Source organism: Gordonia oleivorans, assembly GCF_040044975.1.
GTDB classification, from domain to species: domain Bacteria; phylum Actinomycetota; class Actinomycetes; order Mycobacteriales; family Mycobacteriaceae; genus Gordonia; species Gordonia oleivorans.
Window position 1 is genome coordinate 277836 of the sequence record NZ_JBDZDI010000004.1, and the last position, 23445, is coordinate 301280.

The window sequence follows — 23445 nt, forward strand, 5'->3', positions numbered from 1 at the left end:
CATCCGCCGGGCTGTTGTCATCTCGCTCGAAAGGTGAAGCCGCCGATCAGTAGCGGTAGTGCTCCGGCTTGTACGGGCCCTCGACGTCGACGTTGATGTATTCGGCCTGCTCCTTGGTGAGCTTGGTCAGCTCCCCGCCGAGTGCCTCGACGTGGATGCGCGCGACCTTCTCATCGAGGTGCTTGGGCAGCCGGTACACCTCGTTGTCGTACTCGTCGTTCTTGGTCCACAGTTCGATCTGCGCGATCACCTGGTTGGAGAAGCTGTTGCTCATCACGAACGACGGATGGCCGGTCGCATTGCCCAGGTTCAGCAGGCGTCCTTCGCTGAGCACGATGATCGAGTGACCGTCGTCGAAGATCCACTGGTCGACCTGCGGCTTGATGACGATCCGCTTGGCGCCGGACCGCTCGAGTCCGGCCATGTCGATCTCGTTGTCGAAGTGGCCGATGTTGCCCAGGATCGCCTGATGCTTCATCTGCTTCATGTGATCGAGCAGGATGATGTCCTTGTTGCCGGTGGAGGTGATGACGATGTCGGCGTCACCGATCGCACCCTCGACCGTCACGACGTCGAATCCGTCCATCAGCGCCTGCAGGGCGTTGATCGGGTCGATCTCGGTGACCTGCACGCGGGCGCCCTGGCCGGCGAGAGATTCCGCACAGCCCTTGCCGACGTCACCGTAACCGCAGATCAGCACCTTCTTGCCACCGATGAGGACGTCGGTGCCGCGGTTGATGCCGTCGATCAGCGAGTGGCGGGTGCCGTACTTGTTGTCGAACTTCGACTTGGTGACCGAGTCGTTGACGTTGATCGCCGGGAAGGCGAGGTCACCGGCCGCGGCGAACTGGTAGAGCCTCAGCACACCGGTGGTGGTCTCCTCGGTGACACCCTTGACCGATTCGGCGATGGTGCTCCACTTGGTGGCGTCCTTCTCGAAGCTCGCGCTCAGCAGGTCGAGGAACACCTTGTACTCGGCGGAATCGTTCTCGTCGGCGGACGGCACCACACCGGCCTTCTCGAACTCGGCGCCCCGCAGCACCAGCATGGTGGCGTCGCCACCGTCGTCGAGGATCATGTTGGCCGGCTCATCGGGCCAGGTGAGCATCTGCTCGGCGGCCCACCAGTACTCCTCGAGGGTCTCGCCCTTCCACGCGAAGACCGGAACGCCCGCGGGCGCATCCGGGGTGCCGTGCGGTCCGACCACGACGGCGGCGGCGGCGTGGTCCTGGGTGGAGAAGATGTTGCACGACGCCCATCGGACCTCGGCGCCCAGCGAGACCAGGGTTTCGATGAGGACCGCGGTCTGGATGGTCATGTGCAGCGACCCGGAGACCCGGGCTCCCTTGAGCGGTGCGACGTCGGCGTACTCCCGGCGCAGCGACATCAGTCCGGGCATCTCGTGCTCGGCGAGTTCGATCTCCTTGCGGCCGAAGTCGGCGAGCGCGAGGTCGGCGACCTTGAAGTCGATTCCGTTGCTGTGCTCTGCCTGGAGTGCGGTCATCTGGTCCCCTTGCGTATCGGCGTATCTGTCGGTGATGGTCAGATCTGTCGGTGCAGTGGTCCCCTCGCGCGCATCGGCGCACCACCGCGCTGTCCGAGCATCAGGCTATCGGACACAGACTGCACCGCCACCGGCGCCGTCGGTCAGGATTTGTCGAGGCTGACCTCGTCGTCGACCTCGCCGCGTTCCCGCTTGCCGACCATCGAGTGCCGCATGCCGTACAGGAAGTAGATCGCCACCCCGATCACCATCCAGACGACGAACCGGATCCAGGTCAGGGCAGTCAGGTTCAGCATCAGCCACACGCAGGAGATGATCGCGAGCACCGGGATGATCGGTCCGCCGGGGACGGTGAAACCGCGATCGAGATCGGGGCGCTTGGCGCGCAGGATCATCACCCCGGCCGCGACCACGATGAACGCGAAGAGCGTGCCGACGTTCACCATCTCCTCGAGCTTGTCGATCGGGAAGAAGCCGGCGACGACGGCCACGACGACACCGATCAGGATGGTCAGCCGGGCCGGGGTCCCGAATCGCGGGCTGGTCCGGGCCAGCCCACGCGGCAGCAGACCGTCGCGGCACATCGCGAACAACACCCGCGACTGCCCCAGCATCAGCACCATCACCACCGTGGTCAGACCGGCGAGGGCGCCGACGGCGATGGTCTTCTCCGCCCAGGTCACCCCGTTCAGTGCAAAGGCGGTGGCCAGATTCTTGGGTTCCCCGTCGCCGGCGGAGGTGGCCAGCTCCTTGTAACTGACCATGCCGGTCACCACGATCGTGACCAGCACGTAGAGGACGGTGACGATCGCCAGCGACCCGAGGATGCCGCGCGGCACGTCCTTGCGCGGGTTGCGCGTCTCCTCGGCGGTGGTGGCCACCACGTCGAATCCGATGAAGGCGAAGAAGACGATCGAGGCCGCGGCGAGGACGCCGTACCAGCCGTAGGAACTCTCACCGCCGCCGGTGATGAGGGAGAACAGCGAGGAGTCGACGGATTTGTGTGCGTCCCCGGCGGTTTCGGCCGGCGGCACGAAGGGACTGTAGTTCTCGGTCTTGACGTAGAAGAATCCGACCACGATCACCAGCAGGACGACGGCGACCTTGATGGCGGTGATGACCGCGCTGAACCGGGATGACAGTTTGGTGCCCAGGACCAGCAGCGTCGTCACCACCGCGACGATGATCACCGCTCCCCAGTCGATCGTCACCGATCCGACATCGACTGTGCCGCCGGAGAATCCGAAGACGCTACCCAGATACGACGACCAGCCCTTGGCCACCACGGATGCGCCGACCGCGAATTCGAGGATGAGATCCCATCCGAGGATCCAGGCGAGGAACTCCCCGAAGGTGGCGTAACCGAAGGTGTAGGCGGAGCCGGCCACCGGCACCGTCGAGGCGAACTCCGCGTAGCAGAGCGCGGCGAGCGCGCACGCGATGGCGGCCATGATGAACGACAACGAGATCGCGGGTCCGGCCTTGTTGCCCGCCGTCGTCGCGGTGATGGTGAAGATACCGGCACCGATCACCACCGAGACGCCGAAGACCATCAGGTCGAAGGCGGTGAGGTTCTTTCGGAGTTGGTGGCCGGGCTCGTCGGTGTCGGCCATCGACTGTTCCACCGATTTGATGCGTGTCAACGGGTTCGCCATGCGCTCGACCTCCTCATCTCCGCGGCGCGCGTGAGCGCCGGTGTGGACGTGATCTCCCCGACGCTATCGGACCGGCCGCTCACCCGCGCGCAAATCGCCTTCGGCCCAAGGACATGTCTTCGGGGCGCTCACCCGTCTCACCCCTGGCCGAGACCGCTGCGGTCGATGTCGGGTTCGAGGTAGATGATCCGCGCCTGCGGTACCGCCGCACGAATCCGCCCCTCGGCATCGTCGATCGCGGTGGCCACCGTGGCCAGGTCTGCCGACCGTGGCATGGCGATCTTGGCCGCCACGAGCAGTTCGTCGGGTCCGAGGTACTGGGTCTTCATGTGGATCACCCGGTCCACGCCGTCGGCGGCGAGGGCGTCGAGGATCTGGCGTTCCTCCTCGTCGGTGGCACCCTCACCGATCAGCAGGCTCTTCATCTCGACGATCAGCACGATCGCGATGACGCCGAGCAGCACACCGATGCAGACGGTGCCGATGCCGTCCCAGATCGCGTCGCCGGTGATCATGGTCAACCCGACGCCACCGAGGGCCAGGACCAGACCGATCAGTGCCCCGGTGTCCTCGAGCAGCACCACCGGCAGTTCGGGATTGCGGGAGTTGCGGATGAATCGCCACCAGCTCGACGATCCCTTCAGCGGACGGGATTCGCGCGCGGCGGTGGCGAAGCTGTAGGACTCCAGGCAGATCGCGACCAGCAGGATGATCACGGCGACCAGTGGCGATTCCAGGCCGTGATCGTGTGCGTGGGTGATCTTCTCGACACCCTCGTACAGCGCGAACAGGGATCCGAGGGCGAAGATCACCAGTGCGACGATGAAGGAGTAGAAGTAGCGGCTGCGGCCGTAGCCGAACGGGTGCAGTTTGTCGGCACGTTTGCCCGCCCGGTTCTGGCCGACGAGCAGCAATCCCTGGTTGGCGGTGTCGGCCACCGAGTGCACGCCCTCGGCGAGCATCGACGACGAACCGGTGATCGCGAATCCGGCGAACTTGGCAACGGCGATGCCGGCGTTGGCCGACAGCGCCGCGATGATGGCCTTCTTGGAACCCTCGGCGGACACGACTTCCTCCCAATTGCCGGACATGCCCAGATGGCGATGAACACACCGACTCTAGCCGGGATGAGCGCGACCGGGGTGGGCGCGCGGTCCTCCTCCGACCCGGCCGCCGTCGACCGCTCTCGATCCCGTCACCCGGCCGGGCGACGGGGGCGACGGGATCGAGAGACTTCTACCTCAGACCTCAGGCGAGTCCGCCGAAGCCCCGGGCGATGGTGCTGTCGGTGTCGGCCATGACGGTGCGGGCATTGGTGACGCCGCGCTGGATGCCCAGCAACTGCTCCCGGGACCCGCTGAAGACCCGGTCCCAGGTCTGTTGCGCCTGGTCGTAGGCCTGCTTCGCCGCCGGCGAATGCCAGTTGCCGTCGAGCGCGGCCACCTGGGTCTTGAGCTGCGATGCGAGGTCTTCGAGGCGGTTGAACTGGGCGCCGAGACCCCCTTCGAGGTCACCGAGGGCGCCGAAGTCGTATCGGATTCTTCCGGACATGTCGATCTCCTTCTGTCGTGATGCGATGTGGGTGAATGGGTGTGGCGGGGTCGGGGCTGGTCTACAGGTTGAGCGGACCCTGACCGGCGAACCCTGCCGCCGCGGCCCCGTCGTGGTCCTCGTAACCGGTGAAACCGGCGGTCAACTGCGTCCGGATGTCGTCGAGGGCCTGGTTCAGTGCCGTCGCCGACGAGTTCCAGTCCGAGTGGGTGGAGTCGAAGGCGGTGGACGCCCGGCCGTTCCAACTGGCCATGCCGGTCGACGCGGTGCCGGCGATCTGCCGGATGATGCCCTGCATCTCGTCGACGATCTGCGAAACCGATTGCGCGGTGGACATTCCCGACGCGACGTCGAGATCAACAGCTCCATTGAGATTCATCGGTGCTCCTCCTCATAGATGTCGGCACCGGCATTGCGATGCCCCCGAAGCGACAACCCGGGCGGGTGCCACTGAATGATTCCCTCACGGGCGATGACCCCGTCGGGACCTGACGAGGTCACGGAAACCACCCACCTCCCGGGATGGTCTCGAGCAGCCCGGCGATGGCCCGGCCGATGCGAGAATCGATCCCGGAGGTGAGGGTGGTCCACACGATCCCGTCAGGAGATTCGTTGGGACTGAACAGGATTCGTCCACATTCCGTGTCGGCGATGCCGACGGTCCCACGACACTGCACCGCGCGGCCCTCGACCCTGCCGACCGCCACGATCTCGGTTCTCCGCCGGCACGATACGAGGGCAGCACACAACTGGGCGGTGTCGGTCGAATCGGCACCGATACCGGCCAGTGCCGAACTCAGCGCCGCCCGGTCGCCGGCATGCCCCAGCACTTGCGCGAGTTCGTCTGCCGGAGCGCTGATATCGCCGATGCGCAGCGGTGGGCACACCCCGTGCAGTGCCGGTATCACCTCGCGGCTCACCAGTTCGCCGAGTCGCGCGGTGTCGGCGGCCTCGACGAGCCGCAGCACCATATGCGTACCATCGTCGATGACGAGCGTGTGCAGGGTGCCGCGCCGGACAAGGCAGGCGCGTTGTACCGTATCGGTTGCGACGGTGCGGATCTCGAGCTCACGCTCCGGGTCTGCGAGGACCTCGACGGCGTCGCTCACCCACGCGGCCGGCCGGCCCGCGTCCAGCAGCCCGGAGGATTCGAGGATGCGATCGGCGTGAGCTGCGGCCGCCGTCGCCTCGTCGATCCGGTCCGCGCTCGGGTACACCGCCATCGCCACCGGCCAGTCGGTCATCCCACACCGCTGGGCGAGCCTGACCGCGGCACCGGTGTCGAGTCGGATCGAGGTCGCGATCATCGACCGCTCCCCTCGGCCGGCGTCACCGTCTGGGTCATGTATCGGGAATCCGGCGCGCCGGGCGCGGGCCCCGCGGCCACCGCCACCTCCGCCCACGTCTGCGGCACCTCCGCGGAGTCCCCGGCCGCCGGCATGGTCTCGGCGTCGACGACCGTACGTACGGTGGCCCGCTCACCGACGGTCGGCGCCGCCGGCGACACCGGTGGCGGCAGACCGGCGGAGGGGGCGAGCGCGTCGTCGGAGACCTTCGGCGCCGTCGCCACCGGTGCCACCGGAGACGATGTCGGCACCACCGGGTGGTAGTTGCCGCGTGGCACCGCGACGGCCGGAATCATGGCTGCGGCAAGCGATCCGGCACCGGAGGCGCTCGCGGCGTTCGGGTGGTGATGCTCCTGGACCGGAGGCCGCGGCGCCGGGTGCCGCTCGGCGACGAGGGCGGCATCGGACACCACGATCGGCGCCGGTGCGGCCTCCGGTGGCCGGGTGCACAGCGGCGTTCCGGCCGCCTCATAGGCCTCCATCACCCGGGCGGCGCGCATCCGTTGGTCGTGGACCGCCCGCTCGGCATGGGCGGCGGCGCCGGTCGCCAGGGGCGTCAGTGCCGTCACCGACAGCGCGGCGTCGGCGATCGAGGCGAGGAGGTCGATCTCACCGAGGTCGGGCATCGCCAGGCGGGCGGCATCCACGGCGGCGGCCTGGGCACCGAGCGTCAACGCCGTGGTCGTGGCACGTGCTGCGGCCTCGACCAGCCACCCGGTGACCCTCGCGAGGTGATCCAGCGCGGGCTGCGCCGCCCCCGATTCCCAGTGCTCACGCAGCCGGGAGACGATGGATGCGTATTCCGCTGCCGCCGTGCCGAATTCGTCGGCAAGCGCCAGCCAGGACGCGGCGGCCTCGTGGAGTGGCGCGGCGCCCGGTCCGGCACCGAGATCGTCGGCGAGGCGCCGAGGAGTCCGCGCATCCCAGATGACTCCGGTGAATCCGGTCATCGGAACCCGGCCGCGCTCGCATCGTCGGCGGCGTCCATGCCGGAGGCCGCAGCGCGCAGCACCGCGGCGATCTTGCGTAACTCGTGGATTCCCGAGGCGGCGTCGACGCCGAACTGCGTCCCGAGTTCCGAGGCCGCCGCGGCGGTGCCCACCGACACCTCGTCACGCGCCGGCGCGGTCACCGCGGTGACTGGTCGCGCCATTCCGAGCGCATCGGTCAATCGCTGTGCGATCCGGTCGAGATCGGCTGCAGCGGAGGCCACTTCGGATGGATCGATGGCGAGGAACCGAGATGACATGAGGACTCCAGGGGATCGGGGGCGGGTTCGAGGGAACGAGGGATGACGGCCATCAGGACCGTGGGAGGTCCAGACCGAGTTGCAGACGGATGTCGGGGCCGGGTTCGGTCTCGGCCTCCGCGTCGGCGCCGAGCACCGGCGGTGCCACGTCGGGCACCAGGCCGACCACCCGCACCCCGTTGTCCTCGGTGACCAGATAGTCGGGGATGTCGTGCGGATCGCCGGACACGCCCGCTCCGCGGGCCGCGCCGGCCGCCGCCAGCGGCGCCATCGAGGCGGGCATCGGTGCACTCGCCACCGCCGCGGTTCGCACGGCCGATCCCGGGGAGAAGGCGGCCGGCTCGGTGGCGCCGACCATCGTCGGTACCGACGGCCGGGCCGCGCCCAACGGCACCGCCGGGACACCGACACCACCGCCGCCCGATCCACCGCCGTTCGGCGCGCTTCCGCCGCCCGCCGTCATCGTGCGGCCGGCCTCGGCGCCTCGTCCGCCGACGGGGGCGCCGGCCGTCGTGGTCGTGGTCTCATACGCCGCGGGCCGCATCGCGGGGCCGGCCGCGGTCAGCGCCTGCCGAAGCGGTGCGGCCACCATGGACGGGACCTGCCCCGCGGTGGACACCAGCGGCGACAGGGCATCGAGAACCGTGCCCGCCATCGCGAACGGAGACGGCGACGATCCCGCGGTCACCGCGGGTGCCCCGGTCACCGGGACGGGTGCACCGTTGACCGTCATATGCGTTGTGGGTGCCAGCAATTGGGCGCGCGTGGCGGCCACGACCGCGGACGCCTCGGCGAGCCCGGCCCCGGCCAGCGACACCGCCACCGGCAGCGCGGCGGGACCCGACAACGCCACCGCGGCGGTGATCCGGCCGATGGTGGCGACCAGGACCGCCTGCAGCGCCGCGACACCGGCCGCGACGATGCCCGCGGCGGCCTGGATGTCGATCGACATCCCGGTGCCCTGGGTGGCCAGGCGCCCACCGTCGACTCCGGCCTCCCCCGTCTTCGCGATCGCCGACATCGACGCCTGACCGCTCCAGAGTTGGTCCCCGATCTTCATCGCCGCCTGGGCCATCGACATCGACGTCTCGAGGACCGTCGACAGTCCGTCGAAGATCGTGGTGGGGTCGAACTCGGCCGCCGACAGGTCGCCGGTACCGAAGCCCCCGAGCAGATCGACGATGGGTTTGACGAGCTGACCCACGTCGATGACGGGCAGCGGTGGTAGACCGGGCATCGGCGGAAGTGACGGCAACTGGGGCAGTGGCGGCAGTCCCAGCCCGGCGAGCACCTCGCCGACCGGCCGGTCGAGGATGGGTCCCAGCGGTGTCGCGGCGATCATGTCGTTGACCGACATCTCCGATGCGGCGGGGATCGCCGGCGCCGGCCCCGGGGCGCCGGGGTGCCCGCCGGTCACCGCCCCGCCCGGAGCGTGGCGGCATTGGCGGCGTCGACGGCCTCGAACTCGGCGAGACCGGCCACCGCCCCGGCCGCCGTGGCGGCGTGAACCGCCGCGAGATTGCCCACGGACAGAAGGTGATTGGCCTGTGCGCCGATGAAGGCGCCCAAGAACTCCTGCCCGATGAGACCGAAGACGGGGACCATGGCCGCTGTCGTGGCCGCAGCGTTCACCGCCCCCGCCGAGGCCACCGCGGCTCCGATCGCGGCATGGGTGGCCGCGAAACCTTCGAGCGTTCCCGGAGTGACTGTGACGTCGTCCACGTTCTCCCCCTTGTTGATCGGCTGGGTTGATCGACTTCGTTGATCCAACACACCTACGTCGCCGGCGTGGTCGATGTGAATGCGTGTTGATGTGGTGCGTGGTGATGTGGTTGCCGGTTCACCCGGTGAACGCGGCCGCGAAATCCTCGGTCAGTTCGGCCCGCCGGGCGAAGGCGCGATGCGCCGCGCGCATCGCGGTCGCCGCGATCGATTCGCCGAGGCGCATCCCGCCGAATCCGGCGGGGACATCGGCAAGCCACAGTCCGGTCAGTGCCCCTGCCCCGTCCACCTCGACGGTCACCAGATCGTCGGCCGAGGTCTCCCGCACCCGAATCCCGGCCAGCGCCTCCGAGAAATCCTGCAGACGTCCCAACTGCGACGCCGCGCGGGCCTCCAATTCGTCCATCGCCCAGGTCATCTCGCCTACACCGACCGCAGCCAGGACGCCGGGGCGCCGTGATCGTCATCATCGCGGAGTTCCTGCCCGGCCAGATCGTCCGGCGTGGGCAGGCCCAGCGAGTCCAGGACGTCGGCAGGAGTGCCCGACTGTGCCAACTGCAGGCGCAGCGCGATCCCGGCCGCCATCGACGATTGTCGGCACAGCCGGAGGATCTCGTCGGCCAGCGCCTGCGGCGGGCTCGACAACCGCGCGTCGGCGATGCGCACCGTCAGTGGGAGTCCCTCGGCGGTGGTCACCACCGAGACACCGCCATCTCGGGATCGCGCGCTCGACGTCGGATGGTCACCGCCGTGCACCGGCGGGTCGGCGTGATCAATCATCATGTCCCCCTCTTGATTCCTCACGTTGGACGCGCGTCCCGCCTCATCGGTTCCATCTCGACCGAAATTCTTTTCACCGGCATCTCGGTCGACTGGGATGAATCGGGCGCCGATCACAGTGAGATGAGATGATGCCACAGATCACAGGCCGTGCAGCGCAACAATCCACAGGCCCCCGGTTCGGCGAATCTCACCCGAGACCGTTCGTCGACGGCGGCGCCGTGTATAAACTCGCCGAACTGCGATCACCAGCAGCAATGGACCCAGGAGCAATGACCAAGGTCCCATCGAGGGCAGGGGGAACGATGACTCACGACCACACGGCGCAACAGGAACCGACCCGACCGGATCTCCCGGCACCGATGCCGCCGCCCTGGTTGCAGTTCGCTCCGGTGCCGCCCGTCGACCCGACCCCACCCGTGCACCCGACCCCGCCCGACGCCGCCCCGGGACCGGGCGCACCGGTCGCGGTGGCCCCCGGGTATCCGATGCCGCACCCGACCGTCGCACCGGAAACGGGAGTGTTCCCGCCGGCCACTCCGCCATCGGCTCCCCCACCCGAGCCGATGCCCGCGACCCATCACCCGCAACCCGGGACCGGATTCGGCCCGCCCCCACCGGCATTCGTCCCGTCGCCGAACCTCGCACCCGTACACGCATCCGCACCACCGACTCCCGCACCGGCGCCGAACGGATTCCATGCGCCCGGGCCCACCCTCGACGAGGTCGCGCTGCTGCGCAAGGCCCGTCGGGCGCCCAGCCGAGGCTGGCGACGTGCGGTCCACACCCTCTCGGCGGGGACCATCAACCCGGGCGACTCCGCCGAGGATCTGCGCCATCAGCAGCTCCTCGAGCGGCTGCGCCGGCCGGTCCGCGGCGACTATCGCATCGCGGTGCTCTCCCTCAAGGGCGGCGTCGGAAAGACCACCACCACAGTCGGTTTGGGCTCGACGTTCGCGTCGCTGCGTGGTGATCGGGTGATCGCCGTCGACGCAAACCCGGATCTCGGGACCCTCGCCCAGCGCGTCCCACAGCAGACCGCGTCGACGGTGCGCAACCTGCTCGCCGATGACAATGTCTACCGCTACAGCGACGTCCGGGCCCACACGTCGCAGGCGCCGAGCCGACTGGAGGTTCTCGCCTCCGAACGGGATCCGGCGATGGCCGAGGCGTTCAGCGAAGAGGAGTACCGCGGCGTCATCACCATCCTGCAGCGGTTCTACAACCTGATCATCACCGACTGCGGCACCGGACTGTCCCACTCGGCGATGCGTGGCGTGCTCGACCTCGCGAACACGATCATCCTGGTGTCCTCACCGGCGCTCGACGGGGCCCGCAGCGCCGGCGCGACGCTCGACTGGTTACAGGCGCACGGGCACGGGCATCTGGTGTCCCGAGCGATCGTCGTGCTCAGCGCGTCGCGTCCCGGGGCGTCGACGATCGACACCGATCAACTCGCGCAGCACTTCCTCACCCGCTGCCGTGCGGTACACGTCATCCCGTTCGACGACCACCTCTCCGAGGGTGCCGATGTGGACCTCGAACTGGTCAGCAAGGCCACCCGCCACGCCTTCGTCGACCTCGCGGCGACGGTGGCCGACGACTTCGCCCCGATGCGGCACGAGGAGCCGTTCTACGGCTGACCGCCCGCCTCGCGATCACCCACCTCGTTCCGGGCCGCTCCCCGCCGCCGCTGCAGATAACGGCGCGTCACCCCGATCGCCATCGGAACGGCCACCGTCAGGACCGACGCGATGATGAACACCTCGAGGTGATCGCGGATCAGCGGTACCTGGCCGAGGAAGTATCCGAGGAGGATGATCCCGGCGGCCCAGCAGACACTGCCGAGGATCGAGAACAGGGTGAACACCCGATGCGGCATGCCGCTGAACCCGGCGACCAGCGGGGTCAGCGTCCGCACGACGCCGATGAAACGGCCGAAGAAGACGGTCAGCGGCCCATAACGCTCGAAGTAGCGGTGCGTGCGGTCGATGTAGTCGGGTCCGACCGCCGCCAGCATCCGTCCCTCGATCACCGACCGGCCGACGCGCCGACCGATGAAGTAGCCACATTGATCGCCGAGGGCGGCCGAGATCGGCACCACGATGCACAGCCACCACACCGAGGCGAACGGATTCGGCTGGGCGGCAAGGACTCCGGCGGTGAAGAGCACCGAGTCACCGGGAAACAGGAACCCGATCAGGATGCCGGTCTCGACGAACATCAGCACGCACAGGCCGATCACGCCGCCGGTCGCGAGAAACGAGTCGATGTCGAAGGGATTCATCACCGTCCACCCTAGGTCGTGCGCGGAGCGCGACGCCGCCGCAGCCGGGGCCCGCCGAGGGTTTCGCCGGCACGTTAACTCGATGCAACACGACGGGCGAAAAGTCCCAACCTGGTGTTAACTCGACAGTAAGAATCCGGCGGAAGAAAACCGCCGACAAGCGTTTTCACAACGCCGTGAAGTCGAGGAGTTCACCGTGTCCGGACCACAGCCCCCGGGTCCCACAGCCACCCGCCCCAAGGCATCGGCCACCCCCAACCTGCGGCCGGTCTCCGACACCGAGGTCCGGGTGGAGTACCACACCATCCACGGATATCGACGCGCCTACCGGATCGCCGGGAGCGGTCCGGCATTGCTGCTGATCCACGGCATCGGCGACAACTCGTCGACCTGGAACGAGATCATCCCGATGCTCGCCCAGCACTACACGGTGATCGCACCGGACCTCCTCGGGCACGGCCGCTCGGACAAACCGCGCGCCGACTACTCCGTGCCGGCCTTCGCCAACGGCATGCGCGATCTGCTCGTCGTCCTGGGCATCAGCAAGGTCACCGTCGTCGGACATTCGCTCGGCGGTGGTGTCGCCATGCAGTTCTGCTATCAGTTCCCGCGATTCGCCGAACGGCTCGTGCTCGTCGCGGCCGGCGGTGTCACCCGGGAGGTGAACCCGGCCCTGCGATTGGCGACGCTGCCGGTGGTCAACGAGATCCTCACCCTGCTGCGGATTCCCGGCGTGATGCCCGCCGTGCGTACCGCGACCTCGGCCCTGGTGTCGCTGCCGCACGTTCCCTTCGTCCCCCGGTCCATCTCTCCGAAGAACGCACTCAACGACCACGAGGACCTCGTCCGGGTTCTCGGCGATCTCGCCGATCCCCACGCCTCCGCGGCGTTCCTGCGGACCCTGCGGGCCGTCGTCGACTGGCGCGGGCAGGCCGTCACCATGCTCGACCGTTGTTACCTCACCGAACGACTGCCGGTGCTGTTCATCTGGGGCGAGAAGGACACCGTCATCCCCTACGAGCACGCACTGATCGGCCATGCCGCGATACCGCATTCCGAGCTCGTGCCATTCCCGAACGCGGGACATTTCCCCTTCCACGACGACCCCGAGCGGTTCGTGCAGGTGGTCACCGGGTTCCTGGAACGGACCGATCCGGTGGTTTTCGATCCGCAGAACTGGCGTGAACTGATGTCGACCGGCGGGGTCCGTCCCCAGGAGTTCGTCGGCGACGAAGAGACTGTCGAGGCGGTCCTCGACGCCATCGAGGACGAACGCAGCGCCACCTGAATCGGCGCCGGCGATACCCTCGCCGGGTCTGTCAGAAGGATGACGCCGCGACACCCGATCCCGGGAAGCCATGAGAGTATGGGCGCATGAGTTATCCGCAGTACCCCGGACAGCCGGGTGATCAGGGCCAGTCCCCGTACGGTTCCCAGCCCGGCTATGGTGCCCAGCCCGGTTACGGCTCCCAGCCCGGTTATGGTTCCCAGCCGGGATACGGTGCGCAACCCTATGGCGCCCAGCCCGCCTACGGGGCCCAGCCGGGTTACGGGGCCCAGCCGGGTTACGGGGCCCAGCCGGGTTACGGCGCCTACGGCGCCCAACCGGGCTATGGCGCTTACAACGTCGACCCGCTGACCGGCGAGCCGCTGTCGGACAAGAGCAAGCTGACCGCCGGGCTCCTGCAGCTGTTCCTCGGCGGTTTCGCCGCCGGACGCTTCTACATCGGTGACATGAAGATCGCCTGCTTCCAGCTCGGCGGCAACGTCTTCGGCTGGTTCCTGATCATCGTCGGTGCGATCGCAGCAGCCGCGTCCACCGGTGGAGGAGGAGCGGCCTTCGGCGGCTTCTTGTTACTCATCGGCTGGCTCATCCTCGCCGGTATCGGCATCTGGGTCTTCGTCGACGCCATCATGATGTTCGTCGGCAGTGTGCGCGATCCGCAGGGTCGCAAGCTTCGTAGCTGAGCGACCTCAACCGCCGGCGGCCAGCCGCCGCTACCCGAACCGGGGAGTTGACCTCCCCGTATCTGCGGTAGCCACCGCGACGGCAGACGACCTCGAAGAACAATTCGTCGTCGATGGTCGGGGTGAAGAAGTGGAAGAACTCCCCACCGGTGTCGTCGGCGTCGTACAGGACGTGATGACGCCGGAGGTCGTCGACGACCTCCGGTGCCAGATCGCACCTCGCCTGCAGGTCGTCGTGGTGGTTCTCGGGGATCGGTGGTGCGCTCAATCCCCGCTCGCCGCACGCCCGGGCGGTCGCGAGGATGTCGTCGCAGGCGAAGGCCACATGCGTGAGCCCGCCACGCCGACGAGGCGGCCAGCTCCGTCGAGTCGTGACGGCACCATGGATGCGACGAATCGCACCGCTGCTGCCTCGCCGTCGCCGGAGGTCAGTGCCTGGCTGCGCGTGGTGCCGACGGCATCGGGACCGTCGAGCCCGTCCTCGATGGCCATCCCGAACACCGAGCGCAGCAACAGCATCGCGCCCTCCCAGTCGGCCGGCTCATGCCGATCCCCATGTGATCGACGCCGGCGTAGAGCGATGGCGGCTTGGTCGCGGCACGCGGAACGAGGTCGAAGCGGCGCTTGCCAGAGCGCCGCCGACGGTGCCGGACGCAGGTCGATCGACAAGGCGTCGGTCACGTGGGGGCGGACGAACTCGGCCGCGCGCGGCCCACGCCGCCGGATCGTCGGTCCGCAGACCGATCTGCGCGACGGTCGGGGTGGCGCCGACGGCTCGCCGACCGCCGCAGTGCCTGACCCGGGCACCGCTGACAGCGCTTTCGCGAGCGCTGTCAACGTCCTCGTGAGCGTGCCGGGACCGCGCATCCCCGTCGCTGCGGGACATTCGCGAGTGCACGAACGATAGAGTTCATGTGTGACCGCTCCCTCAGCCCGACGCTGCGACGCCGAACGCACCAGAGCCAACATCGTCAAGGTCGCCACCAAGGAGTTCGCCGATACTACGGCGACAAGGACGGGCTCTACCGCGCGGTCCTCGATATCTTCCGCACCGACGACGTCGCCCTCGACGTCCACCTGGCCATCAACAGCTTCTGCTTCTTCCGGGTCGACGACCGCTACAGCTGGAAGACCCTGTTCGCCCGCGATCTCGCGGCCACCGATCAACGCGACCGTCAACGAAAGATGCTCGGGGACATGATCGTCGCCTACCTCACCGACACCCACACCGGCACCGGCACCGGCACCGACCGATGACGGCAACACTGGTCGCGACCGGGATCGCCGGCGGCCACGGGCACCGCACACTCTTCGATCACCTCGACCTCACCGTCGCACCGGGCGATGTCATCGGTGTGGTCGGGGCCAACGGCGCCGGCAAGACCACCCTGCTGCGCATTCTGGCCGGCGACCTCGCCCCGCTGGAGGGTTCGGTGTCGCTCGCGCCCGCCGACGCCTTCGTGGGCTGGCTTCCCCAGGAACATGAGCGAGTCGCCGGTGAGACCGTCGGCGAGTACGTCGCGCGCCGCACCGGATGCACTCGTGCCACCGTCGCGATGGATGCCGCGGCAGCCGCGCTCGCCGAGCCGTCACCGGCCGACGGCGTCACCGATCCGGCGGCGACCTACGCTGCCGCACTGGATCATTGGCTGGTCACCGGCGCCGCCGATCTCGACGAGCGCCTACCCGCGGTGCTCTCCGACCTCGGCCTCGGCGTCGACACGGTGAACCCGGAGGCGACGCCGATGACGGCGCTGTCCGGTGGGCAGGCGGCCCGGGTCGGGCTGGCCGCGCTGCTCTGCTCGCGATTCGACATCGCACTGCTCGACGAGCCGACCAACGATCTCGATCTCGACGGGCTGGCCCGATTGGAGTCCGTGATCACCTCCATGCGCGGCGGCGTCGTGCTCGTCAGTCACGATCGAGAGTTCCTGTCCCGCAGCGTCACCCGCGTCCTGGAACTCGATCTGGCACAACACACGACCGCCATCTACGGCGGTGGATACGAGAGTTACCTCGAAGAACGCGCAATCGCACGGGCACACGCGCGTGCGGAGTACGACGAATTCGCACGTAAGAAGGCCGATCTCGAGTCGCGGGCACGTACCCAGCGCGAGTGGTCCAGTCAGGGCGTGCGCAATGCGATCCGGAAGGCCCCCGACGACGACAAGATCCGCCGCAAGGCCGCCACCGAATCGAGCGAGAAGCAGGCCCAGAAGGTCCGGCAGATGGAGAGCCGTATCGCACGTCTCGACGAGGTCGCCGAGCCCCGCAAGGAATGGGTCCTCGAATTCACCATCGGCACCGCACCCCGGGCGAGTTCGGTCGTCGCCACTCTCAACAACGCCGTTGTGCGACAAGGGGATTTCACCCTCGGACCGGTGTCGCTGCAGGTCGATGCCGGCGACCGGATCGGGATCACCGGCCCGAATGGCGCAGGTAAGACAACGCTGCTGCGGCTGCTGCTCGGCCGGATCGAACCCGACGAGGGCAGCGCCGCGCTCGGAACCTCGATCGCGATCGGCGAGATCGATCAGGCGCGCGCCCTCGTCGCGGGCACACTGGCCGTGACCGATCGGTTCGAGGAGTTGCTACCGGACTGGACCACCGCCGACATCCGCACCCTCCTGGCCAAATTCGGGCTGCGCGCCGACCACGTCACGCGACCCGTCGACGACCTCTCCCCCGGCGAACGTACCCGTGCGGGACTGGCGCTGCTGCAGGCCCGGGGCACCAACGTGCTGGTCCTCGACGAACCGACCAATCACCTCGACCTGCCGGCCATCGAACAACTCGAGCAGGCGCTCGAATCCTATGACGGCGCACTGCTGTTGGTCACTCATGATCGGCGGATGCTCGAGCACGTGCGGCTCAACAGGAGCTGGGATGTCGACGCGGGACAGGTGACCGAAACCTGGTGAGACTCAGCCGCCGCAGCAGCCATCACCGGCCGCCACGTCGCCGGAGATCCCGCGAGACGACTCCGACCGCACATCCCGCGTAACCGCATTACGTTGCGCCAGTTCATCGTCGGCGGGATAGTCGACGCCGACCAGGCACAGCCCGCGGGCCTGCGCGACGGGTACCTTCGGGCTGCGTTCGCGCTCGGTCAAGAGTGCGCGGCACCAGTCGATGTCACGCCGACCATCACCGACCGAAGCGACGGCGCCCACCAGCGACCGCACCATCGACCAGCAGAACGCATCCGCGCTCACCTGACCGACGAGGACGCCGAGGTCGTCGCGCTCCCACGAAAAGCGTTGCAGGTCACGGATCGTCGTCGCACCCTCACGGCGCCGACAGAATGCGGCAAAGTCATTGAGCCCCACCAATGTCTGCGACGCCGCGTTCATCGCGTCGACGTCAAGGGGTTGTCGCCAGGTGGCGGTGGTCCGGGCGACGACGGGTTCGGCACCCCACCGCGTATCGGTGAGCCGGTACCGGTAATGCCGGCGTAGTGCCGAGAATCGGGCATCGAAATCCCCACTCACCTTCGAGACCGCCTTGATGCGTACATCATCGGGCAACATCTTCGCCAGACGCCCCACCAGGCTCGACGGATCACCGGCGATCGATCGCGTGTCCAACGCGGACTCGGGCACGTCGGCGTGGCAGACCTGCCCGGTGGCATGCACACCGGCGTCGGTGCGCCCGGCCACGGTCAGACGCACCGGTACCCGCAGCACCGTCGAGAGCCGGTCCTCGAGCACCTCGCATACAGTGCGTTGCCCGACCTGCCGGGCCCAGCCGGCGAAATCAGTTCCGTCATAACCGATGTCGAGTCGGAGACGACAGAACCCGCCGTCACCGGAATCGGTGACGGCGGGTCGTGTCGTTGCGTTGTCGCTCAGCGACTACTTCTTGTCTTCGGCGTCACCGTCGACATCGGCACCTTCGTCGGCGGCCTCGACTGCGGTCGCAGCGGTCGACTCGTCGTCGACGGCCTCGGCCACGGCCTCGGCGTTCTCGACAGCGGAGTCGGACGCGTCGGCCTCAACGGCCTCGACGACGTTCTCGGCCTCGGCAGCCGGAGCGGCCTTCTTCGAGGCGGCCACGCGGTTCGCGCGGTTGGCCTCGGTGGCCACGGTCTCACCGGTCACCAGCTCGATCACGGCCATCGGGGCATTGTCGCCCTTGCGCGGCAGCGTCTTGATGATGCGGGTGTAACCGCCGTTGCGATCGGCGAAGCTCGGGCCGATCTCGTCGAACAGGACATGCACGATGTCCTTGTCGCGGATGACCTTCAACACCTCACGACGGTTGGCCAGCTTGCCGGCCTTGGCGTGGGTGATGATCTTCTCCGCGTACGGGCGCAGGCGCTTGGCCTTGGCCTCAGTGGTGGTGATGCGGCCGTGCTCGAAGAGCGAGGTGGCGAGGTTCGCCAGGATCGCCTTCTGGTGGCTCGCCGACCCGCCGAGGCGGGCACCCTTGGTGGGCTTGGGCATTGTCTTCTCCTAGAAGGGACTTCCCCATCACGAGACGGAGAGGTCAGGGGTTGGCGACAGCCTTACAGCTGCTCGGTCTCTGCGAAATCCTCACCGGAGTCGCTGTCGAACGACACGTCGTCCGACCACGTTCCGGTCGCCGGGTCGTAACCGGCCACCTGCGACGGGTCAAAGCTCGCCGGGCTGTCCTTGAGGGCCAGTCCCAGTGCGTGCAGCTTGACCTTCACCTCGTCGATCGACTTCTGCCCGAAGTTGCGGATGTCGAGCAGATCCGACTCGGTCCGGGCCACCAGCTCGCCGACGGTGTGCACACCCTCGCGCTTGAGGCAGTTGTAGGACCGCACCGTGAGATCGAGATCCTCGATCGGCAGGCTGAACGACGCGATGTGATCGGCCTCGGCCGGGCTGGGCCCGATCTCGATGCCCTCGGCCTCGACGTTCAGTTCCCGGGCGAGCCCGAACAGCTCCACCAGGGTCTTGCCCGCCGACGCCAGCGCGTCACGCGCACTGATCGAATTCTTGGTCTCCACATCGAGCACGAGCCGATCGAAGTCGGTGCGCTGCTCGACACGGGTGGCCTCGACCTTGTAGGTGACCTTGAGCACCGGCGAGTAGATCGAGTCGACCGGAATCCGGCCGATCTCGGCACCCGACGCCTTGTTCTGCACGGCCGGGACGTAGCCGCGGCCCCGCTCGACGACGAGCTCGATCTCGAGCTTGCCCTTGTCGTTCAGGGTGGCGATGTGCAGATCGGGGTTGTGCACGGTGACACCGGCCGGCGGCACGATGTCGGCGCCGGTGACGGTACCCGGCCCCTGCTTACGCACGTACATGGTGACCGGCTCGTCCTCTTCGGAGCTGACCACGAGGCCCTTGAGGTTCAGGATGATGTCGGTGACGTCTTCCTTCACGCCGGGCACGGTGGTGAACTCGTGGAGCACACCGTCGATGCGGATGCTGGTGATGGCAGCACCCGGGATTGAGCTGAGCAGGGTACGACGCAGCGAGTTGCCCAAGGTGTAACCGAAGCCGGGTTCGAGCGGCTCGATGACGAACTTCGACCGATCCTCGGCGATGATCTCCTCGGTCAGAGTGGGTCGCTGTGAGATGAGCATTCTTGGATTTCTCCTTGTGAAGCCCGCTATATGACTTCGTAGAAGGTTGACCGAACAGCTTGTGCTGCTTGGATTCTTAAGTTCCCAAGTCCCCCGATCACCCAACGCAACCACGCGGGCTTTTCGGGGGTACACGGGGGCTTGGGCCCCCGTGCGTTTACTTGCTGTAGAACTCGACGATGAGCTGTTCCTGCAGCGGAACGTCGATCTGGGCGCGCTCGGGCACGTTGTGCACGAGGATGCGCAGCGTCGACGGAACCACCTGCAGCCAACCCGGGACCGGACGATCGCCGACGAGCTCCTTGGCGATCTGGAACGGAGTGGTGGCCAGCGACTTCGGGCGGACGTCGATGATGTCGTACTGGCTCACCCGGTAGCTGGGCACGTCCACCTTGACACCGTTGACGGTGAAGTGGCCGTGGCTGACCATCTGGCGGGCCTGACGACGGGTGCGGGCGATGCCGGCACGGTAGACGACGTTGTCCAGACGCGACTCGAGGAGCTTCAGCAGCTCGTCACCGGTCTTGCCGGTGCGGCGGTTGGCTTCCTCGTAGTAGCGACGGAACTGCTTCTCGAGCACGCCGTAGGTGAAGCGGGCCTTCTGCTTCTCCTGCAGCTGCAGCAGGTATTCGCTCTCCTTGATCCGCGCGCGACCGTGCTGGCCGGGCGGGTAGGGGCGACGCTCGAACGCCTGGTCGCCTCCGATGAGGTCGACGCGCAGACGACGGGACTTCTTTGTTGCGGGGCCGGTATAACGAGCCATTTTTCTTTACCTCTTCCTTTCCCGCTAGACCCGACGCCGCTTGGGCGGACGGCAACCGTTGTGCGGCTGCGGGGTGACATCGGAAATGGTGCCGACCTCGAGGCCGGCGGCCTGCAGGGAACGGATGGCGGTCTCACGACCCGAGCCCGGTCCCTTGACGAACACATCGACCTTCTTCACGCCGTGCTCGGCGGCCTTGCGCGCAGCGTTCTCCGCCGCGAGCTGAGCCGCGAACGGGGTGCTCTTGCGCGAGCCCTTGAATCCGACGTGACCCGACGACGCCCAGCTGATGACGTTGCCGTTGGGGTCGGTGATCGAAACGATGGTGTTGTTGAACGTCGACTTGATGTGTGCGTTGCCGTGCGGGACGTTCTTCTTATCGCGACGGCGTGCGCCCTTCTTCGGGCCTGCGCTACGTGACTTCGGAGGCATTACTTCTTCTTCCCGGCGATGGTCTTCTTCGGGCCCTTACGAGTGCGGGCATTGGTCTTGGTGCGCTGTCCACGGACGGGCAGGCCACGACGGTGGCGCAGACCCTGGTAGCAGCCGATCTCGATCTTGCGACGGATATCGGCCTGCACCTCGCGGCGCAGGTCACCCTCGACCTTCACCGAGGCTTCGATGTACTCGCGCAGCTTTGCGACGTCTGCGTCGGTGAGGTCCTTGGCGCGCAGGTCGGCCGAGAGGCCGGTGGCGTCGAGGATCTCCTTGGAGGTGGTACGCCCAACTCCGTAGATGTAGGTCAGTGCGATCTCCAGCCGCTTCTCGCGGGGGAGATCCACACCAGCAACACGTGCCATGTGGCGTGATTTCCTTTACTTCTCAGAGGTCTGCTCCTGGTCCGTCCCCGTCTCTTCTACTGCGAAATGCCGCGGGGCTCCGGCCTCTGAACCGGAGGTGGGCGCCGACCCGTATGTCGGTGCTGGTGCCAGGAGGGCTTCACAAGTCTTTGTTCAGCTCTGGTCTTCGTATTCAGTTGTGGTGATTTCTCAAGCGACCCGGAGGGTTGCGAGTGATCAGCCCTGACGCTGCTTGTGACGCAGGTTCTCGCAGATCACCATGACCCGCCCGTTACGGCGGATCACCTTGCACTTCTCGCAGATCGGCTTGACGCTCGGCTGAACCTTCACGTCCGCTTCTCCTTGAATGTCCGGGCACGACGAAGCCGCACCCGTGCCGTCCTCACCCGTGTTCGGGGAAGGAAGTCCTACTTGTACCGATAAACGATGCGCCCACGACCGAGGTCATAGGGCGAGAGTTCCACGACGACCCGGTCCTCGGGCAGGATGCGGATGTAGTGCTGCCGCATCTTGCCGCTGATGTGGGCGAGAACCTTGTGACCGTTCTCCAGCTCAATACGAAACATCGCATTGGGCAGGGGTTCGATGACTCGTCCCTCGACCTCGATGGCCCCGTCTTTTTTCGCCATGTCCTCCGCGATCCTGGCTCCGGTCCCGCGATCTGCGTGACCGCGGGCGAGAAGCCCGGTTGAAACCGTGTTTATCCGTTAGGGTGTGGACAACATCTGCCGAGCCGCCGCGTCAGCCGACACGGCGAGGACGGCGTGCGGCGCACACCCGACGTTCTATGTTACGCGAACTGCGGGAACAGTCCAAACCGTCGCCATCGGCCGCCCTGCGAGGAGAGTCGGCATGGGATCGATCGACGACTACCTCGACGGTCTCGACGCTGCCGACCGCGACGAGATCGAGCGAATCTATGCAATCGCGCGTGGCCTCGTCCCCGACGCCGAGCAGGGCACCGGGTATGGCATGCCGGCGCTGACCTACCGTGGCAAACCCCTGCTGTCGGTGATGCGCGCGAAGAAGCACTTCGGTGTCTACCCCTTCAGCCAGGACGCGGTGCTCGCCGCGGAACCGGCACTGGCCGATCACGACCATTCCAAGGGGACGGTGCGGTTCACCGCCGACCATCGTCTCGGCGACGAGGCGATCACCGCCCTCGTCCTCGCGCGTCGCGACCAGATCGATCACTGAACCGGATCACCGAACCGGATCGATTCCTCGCTGAGACTCGCATGTCAGTCCCGCCGCATGAGACGGGGCACACACGAGGTTGAACATGTGATATAAAATTTTCTACCAGGTACGCGGAGACGATTCCTGAGAGCAGTCTCGTCGGGGGGCACCGGTGTTCATTTCGCACCGATGCGCAGGAAGGTAGGTCGTCGGGGTCGGTGGGAATTCCGTCAACATATGAGCGCCCGGGGGCCCGGTGGATTCGCGGGGTCCGCGACTCCACCGACTCCGGCCTGGCCTACCTCGGCCAGTTCCTGACCTTCGTGTGGCTCACCATTCGCTACGCCCCTCTCACGCCGATCCGGTATCCCCGCCAGACCATCCGCATGGTCACCGACCTCGCATGGGGTCGCGGTGCGGTCATCGTCGGCGGCGGCACCGCACTGGTGATGGCCGCCCTCGGCATCGCCGCCGGGGCGACGGTCGCGATCATCGCGGTCAGCACGCTGGATCTGATCGGACTCGGCGCGGTCACCGGAGCGGTCTCGTCGTTCGCCATCACCCGGGAGTTCGCACCGATCCTCGCCGCCGTGGCCTTCGCGATCCAGGCCGGCTGCCGGATGACCGCCGAGATCGGCTCGATGCGCATCAGCGAGGAGATCGACGCCCTCGAGGTCATCGGTGTCCACGCGATGTCCTTCGTGGTCACCACCCGCGTGATCGCCGGCATCATCACCACCATCCCCACCTTCCTGGTGGCACTGGTCGCCAGTTACCTCAGCAGCGCCCTCGTCGTCGTCTACCAGAACGGCTCCGCCGGCGCCTACGCCCACTACTTCGATCAGTTCGTGAACTTCCCCGACCTGCTCGCGGCGACCGTCAAGTGCGTGACCTTCGTCGTCGCGATCACCCTGATCCACTGCTACAAGGGCTTTTTCGCGCGCGGTGGGCCCGAGGGCGTGGGTGTGGCGTCCGGCCGTGCGGTCCGCGCCAGCCTGGTCGCCATCATGATCCTCGATCTCGCCCTGACCATCGCCTTCTGGGGCGTCAACTCGCCGTTCGTGTTCCGGGGCTGAGGCGA

At 67.5% G+C, this 23445-nt stretch carries 29 protein-coding genes; 7 read left to right on the forward strand and 22 right to left on the reverse strand.

The window, feature by feature from the left end; genetic code table 11:
- Positions 1-46 precede the first annotated feature (46 nt).
- The 12 genes from ahcY to ABLE92_RS09545 all read right to left on the reverse strand — a co-directional run bounded on the left by ahcY (position 47) and on the right by ABLE92_RS09545 (position 9810).
- Positions 47-1504 carry an adenosylhomocysteinase gene (gene ahcY, locus ABLE92_RS09490; RefSeq protein WP_348804492.1) on the reverse strand — a complete coding sequence of 486 codons (1458 nt, stop codon included), beginning with the start codon at positions 1502-1504 and terminating at the stop codon, positions 47-49.
- Positions 1505-1647: 143 nt separating this feature from the next.
- Positions 1648-3159 carry an APC family permease gene (locus ABLE92_RS09495; RefSeq protein ID WP_348804493.1) on the reverse strand — a complete coding sequence of 504 codons (1512 nt, stop codon included), beginning with the start codon at positions 3157-3159 and terminating at the stop codon, positions 1648-1650.
- Positions 3160-3296: 137 nt separating this feature from the next.
- Complete coding sequence (locus tag ABLE92_RS09500) at positions 3297-4226, reverse strand: cation diffusion facilitator family transporter (protein WP_348804581.1); 930 nt, start codon at positions 4224-4226, stop codon at positions 3297-3299.
- Between the two features lie 181 nt (positions 4227-4407).
- Positions 4408-4710: a WXG100 family type VII secretion target gene (locus ABLE92_RS09505; RefSeq protein WP_348804494.1), complete on the reverse strand. Its 303-nt coding sequence runs from the start codon at positions 4708-4710 to the stop codon at positions 4408-4410.
- 61 nt (positions 4711-4771) lie between these two features.
- Entirely contained in the window at positions 4772-5089 is a 318-nt protein-coding gene (locus ABLE92_RS09510; protein ID WP_348804495.1) for a WXG100 family type VII secretion target, read from the reverse strand.
- Between the two features lie 118 nt (positions 5090-5207).
- Positions 5208-6017, reverse strand: a complete 810-nt coding sequence (locus ABLE92_RS09515; RefSeq protein ID WP_348804496.1) for an ESX secretion-associated protein EspG — start codon at positions 6015-6017, stop codon at positions 5208-5210.
- Positions 6014-7006, reverse strand: a complete 993-nt coding sequence (locus ABLE92_RS09520; protein WP_348804497.1) for a PPE domain-containing protein — start codon at positions 7004-7006, stop codon at positions 6014-6016. The genes ABLE92_RS09515 and ABLE92_RS09520 overlap by 4 nt, the downstream gene beginning before the upstream one ends.
- Positions 7003-7305, reverse strand: a complete 303-nt coding sequence (locus ABLE92_RS09525; RefSeq protein ID WP_348804498.1) for a PE family protein — start codon at positions 7303-7305, stop codon at positions 7003-7005. The genes ABLE92_RS09520 and ABLE92_RS09525 overlap by 4 nt, the downstream gene beginning before the upstream one ends.
- A gap of 52 nt (positions 7306-7357) precedes the next feature.
- Positions 7358-8662 (reverse strand): hypothetical protein, encoded by a 1305-nt coding sequence (locus tag ABLE92_RS09530; protein ID WP_348804582.1) that lies wholly within the window; start codon positions 8660-8662, stop codon positions 7358-7360.
- Positions 8663-8718: 56 nt separating this feature from the next.
- Positions 8719-9027 carry a type VII secretion target gene (locus ABLE92_RS09535; RefSeq protein ID WP_348804499.1) on the reverse strand — a complete coding sequence of 103 codons (309 nt, stop codon included), beginning with the start codon at positions 9025-9027 and terminating at the stop codon, positions 8719-8721.
- Positions 9028-9145: 118 nt separating this feature from the next.
- Complete coding sequence (locus tag ABLE92_RS09540) at positions 9146-9445, reverse strand: YbaB/EbfC family DNA-binding protein (RefSeq protein ID WP_348804500.1); 300 nt, start codon at positions 9443-9445, stop codon at positions 9146-9148.
- Between the two features lie 5 nt (positions 9446-9450).
- The gene (locus ABLE92_RS09545) at positions 9451-9810 is read right to left on the reverse strand and encodes a hypothetical protein (RefSeq protein WP_348804501.1); all 360 of its coding nucleotides are present in this window, start codon (positions 9808-9810) and stop codon (positions 9451-9453) included.
- A 254-nt stretch (positions 9811-10064) separates the two neighbouring features.
- Between ABLE92_RS09545 and ABLE92_RS09550 the strand changes: the two genes are divergently transcribed.
- Positions 10065-11450: a MinD/ParA family ATP-binding protein gene (locus ABLE92_RS09550; protein WP_425476216.1), complete on the forward strand. Its 1386-nt coding sequence runs from the start codon at positions 10065-10067 to the stop codon at positions 11448-11450.
- On the opposite strand, the gene ABLE92_RS09555 is transcribed toward ABLE92_RS09550, so the two are convergent.
- A complete protein-coding gene (locus ABLE92_RS09555; protein ID WP_348804503.1) occupies positions 11441-12094 on the reverse strand; it encodes a DedA family protein in 654 nt (217 codons plus the stop codon). The two genes, ABLE92_RS09550 and ABLE92_RS09555, sit on opposite strands and share 10 nt — an antisense overlap.
- A gap of 196 nt (positions 12095-12290) precedes the next feature.
- Between ABLE92_RS09555 and ABLE92_RS09560 the strand changes: the two genes are divergently transcribed.
- Both ABLE92_RS09560 and ABLE92_RS09565 read left to right on the forward strand, forming a co-directional pair.
- Positions 12291-13382: an alpha/beta fold hydrolase gene (locus tag ABLE92_RS09560; protein ID WP_348804504.1), complete on the forward strand. Its 1092-nt coding sequence runs from the start codon at positions 12291-12293 to the stop codon at positions 13380-13382.
- An 86-nt stretch (positions 13383-13468) separates the two neighbouring features.
- Positions 13469-14062, forward strand: a complete 594-nt coding sequence (locus tag ABLE92_RS09565) for an NINE protein (RefSeq protein ID WP_348804505.1) — start codon at positions 13469-13471, stop codon at positions 14060-14062.
- A 264-nt stretch (positions 14063-14326) separates the two neighbouring features.
- On the opposite strand, the gene ABLE92_RS09570 is transcribed toward ABLE92_RS09565, so the two are convergent.
- Complete coding sequence (locus ABLE92_RS09570; protein WP_348804506.1) at positions 14327-14581, reverse strand: hypothetical protein; 255 nt, start codon at positions 14579-14581, stop codon at positions 14327-14329.
- Positions 14582-14974: 393 nt separating this feature from the next.
- Between ABLE92_RS09570 and ABLE92_RS09575 the strand changes: the two genes are divergently transcribed.
- Together ABLE92_RS09575 and ABLE92_RS09580 are read left to right on the forward strand one after the other, a co-directional pair.
- Positions 14975-15319, forward strand: coding sequence for a hypothetical protein (locus tag ABLE92_RS09575; protein WP_348804507.1), 345 nt, complete (start codon positions 14975-14977; stop codon positions 15317-15319).
- Entirely contained in the window at positions 15316-16983 is a 1668-nt protein-coding gene (locus ABLE92_RS09580; protein WP_348804508.1) for an ABC-F family ATP-binding cassette domain-containing protein, read from the forward strand. Before ABLE92_RS09575 ends, ABLE92_RS09580 begins: the two co-directional genes overlap by 4 nt.
- Positions 16984-16986: 3 nt before the next feature.
- On the opposite strand, the gene truA is transcribed toward ABLE92_RS09580, so the two are convergent.
- The 8 genes from truA to infA all read right to left on the reverse strand — a co-directional run bounded on the left by truA (position 16987) and on the right by infA (position 21814).
- Complete coding sequence (gene truA, locus ABLE92_RS09585) at positions 16987-17913, reverse strand: tRNA pseudouridine(38-40) synthase TruA (RefSeq protein WP_348804583.1); 927 nt, start codon at positions 17911-17913, stop codon at positions 16987-16989.
- A gap of 3 nt (positions 17914-17916) precedes the next feature.
- A complete protein-coding gene (gene rplQ, locus ABLE92_RS09590) occupies positions 17917-18507 on the reverse strand; it encodes a 50S ribosomal protein L17 (RefSeq protein WP_348804509.1) in 591 nt (196 codons plus the stop codon).
- 62 nt (positions 18508-18569) lie between these two features.
- Complete coding sequence (locus tag ABLE92_RS09595; protein ID WP_348804510.1) at positions 18570-19622, reverse strand: DNA-directed RNA polymerase subunit alpha; 1053 nt, start codon at positions 19620-19622, stop codon at positions 18570-18572.
- A gap of 157 nt (positions 19623-19779) precedes the next feature.
- Positions 19780-20385 carry a 30S ribosomal protein S4 gene (rpsD, locus tag ABLE92_RS09600; RefSeq protein WP_348804511.1) on the reverse strand — a complete coding sequence of 202 codons (606 nt, stop codon included), beginning with the start codon at positions 20383-20385 and terminating at the stop codon, positions 19780-19782.
- A gap of 24 nt (positions 20386-20409) precedes the next feature.
- Positions 20410-20817 carry a 30S ribosomal protein S11 gene (gene rpsK / locus ABLE92_RS09605; protein WP_006338095.1) on the reverse strand — a complete coding sequence of 136 codons (408 nt, stop codon included), beginning with the start codon at positions 20815-20817 and terminating at the stop codon, positions 20410-20412.
- Entirely contained in the window at positions 20817-21185 is a 369-nt protein-coding gene (rpsM, locus tag ABLE92_RS09610; protein WP_348804512.1) for a 30S ribosomal protein S13, read from the reverse strand. The genes rpsK and rpsM overlap by 1 nt, the downstream gene beginning before the upstream one ends.
- A 216-nt stretch (positions 21186-21401) precedes the next feature.
- On the reverse strand, positions 21402-21515 hold the full coding sequence (gene rpmJ / locus ABLE92_RS09615; RefSeq protein WP_005207978.1) for a 50S ribosomal protein L36: 114 nt from the start codon (positions 21513-21515) through the stop codon (positions 21402-21404).
- Positions 21516-21592: 77 nt separating this feature from the next.
- A complete protein-coding gene (gene infA, locus ABLE92_RS09620) occupies positions 21593-21814 on the reverse strand; it encodes a translation initiation factor IF-1 (RefSeq protein ID WP_005170487.1) in 222 nt (73 codons plus the stop codon).
- A 223-nt stretch (positions 21815-22037) separates the two neighbouring features.
- Here infA and ABLE92_RS09625 point away from each other — a divergent pair, with 223 nt between their 5' ends.
- On the forward strand, positions 22038-22382 hold the full coding sequence (locus ABLE92_RS09625) for an iron chaperone (protein WP_348804513.1): 345 nt from the start codon (positions 22038-22040) through the stop codon (positions 22380-22382).
- A 200-nt stretch (positions 22383-22582) separates the two neighbouring features.
- Complete coding sequence (locus ABLE92_RS09630; protein WP_348804514.1) at positions 22583-23440, forward strand: MlaE family ABC transporter permease; 858 nt, start codon at positions 22583-22585, stop codon at positions 23438-23440.
- Positions 23441-23445 lie beyond the last annotated feature (5 nt).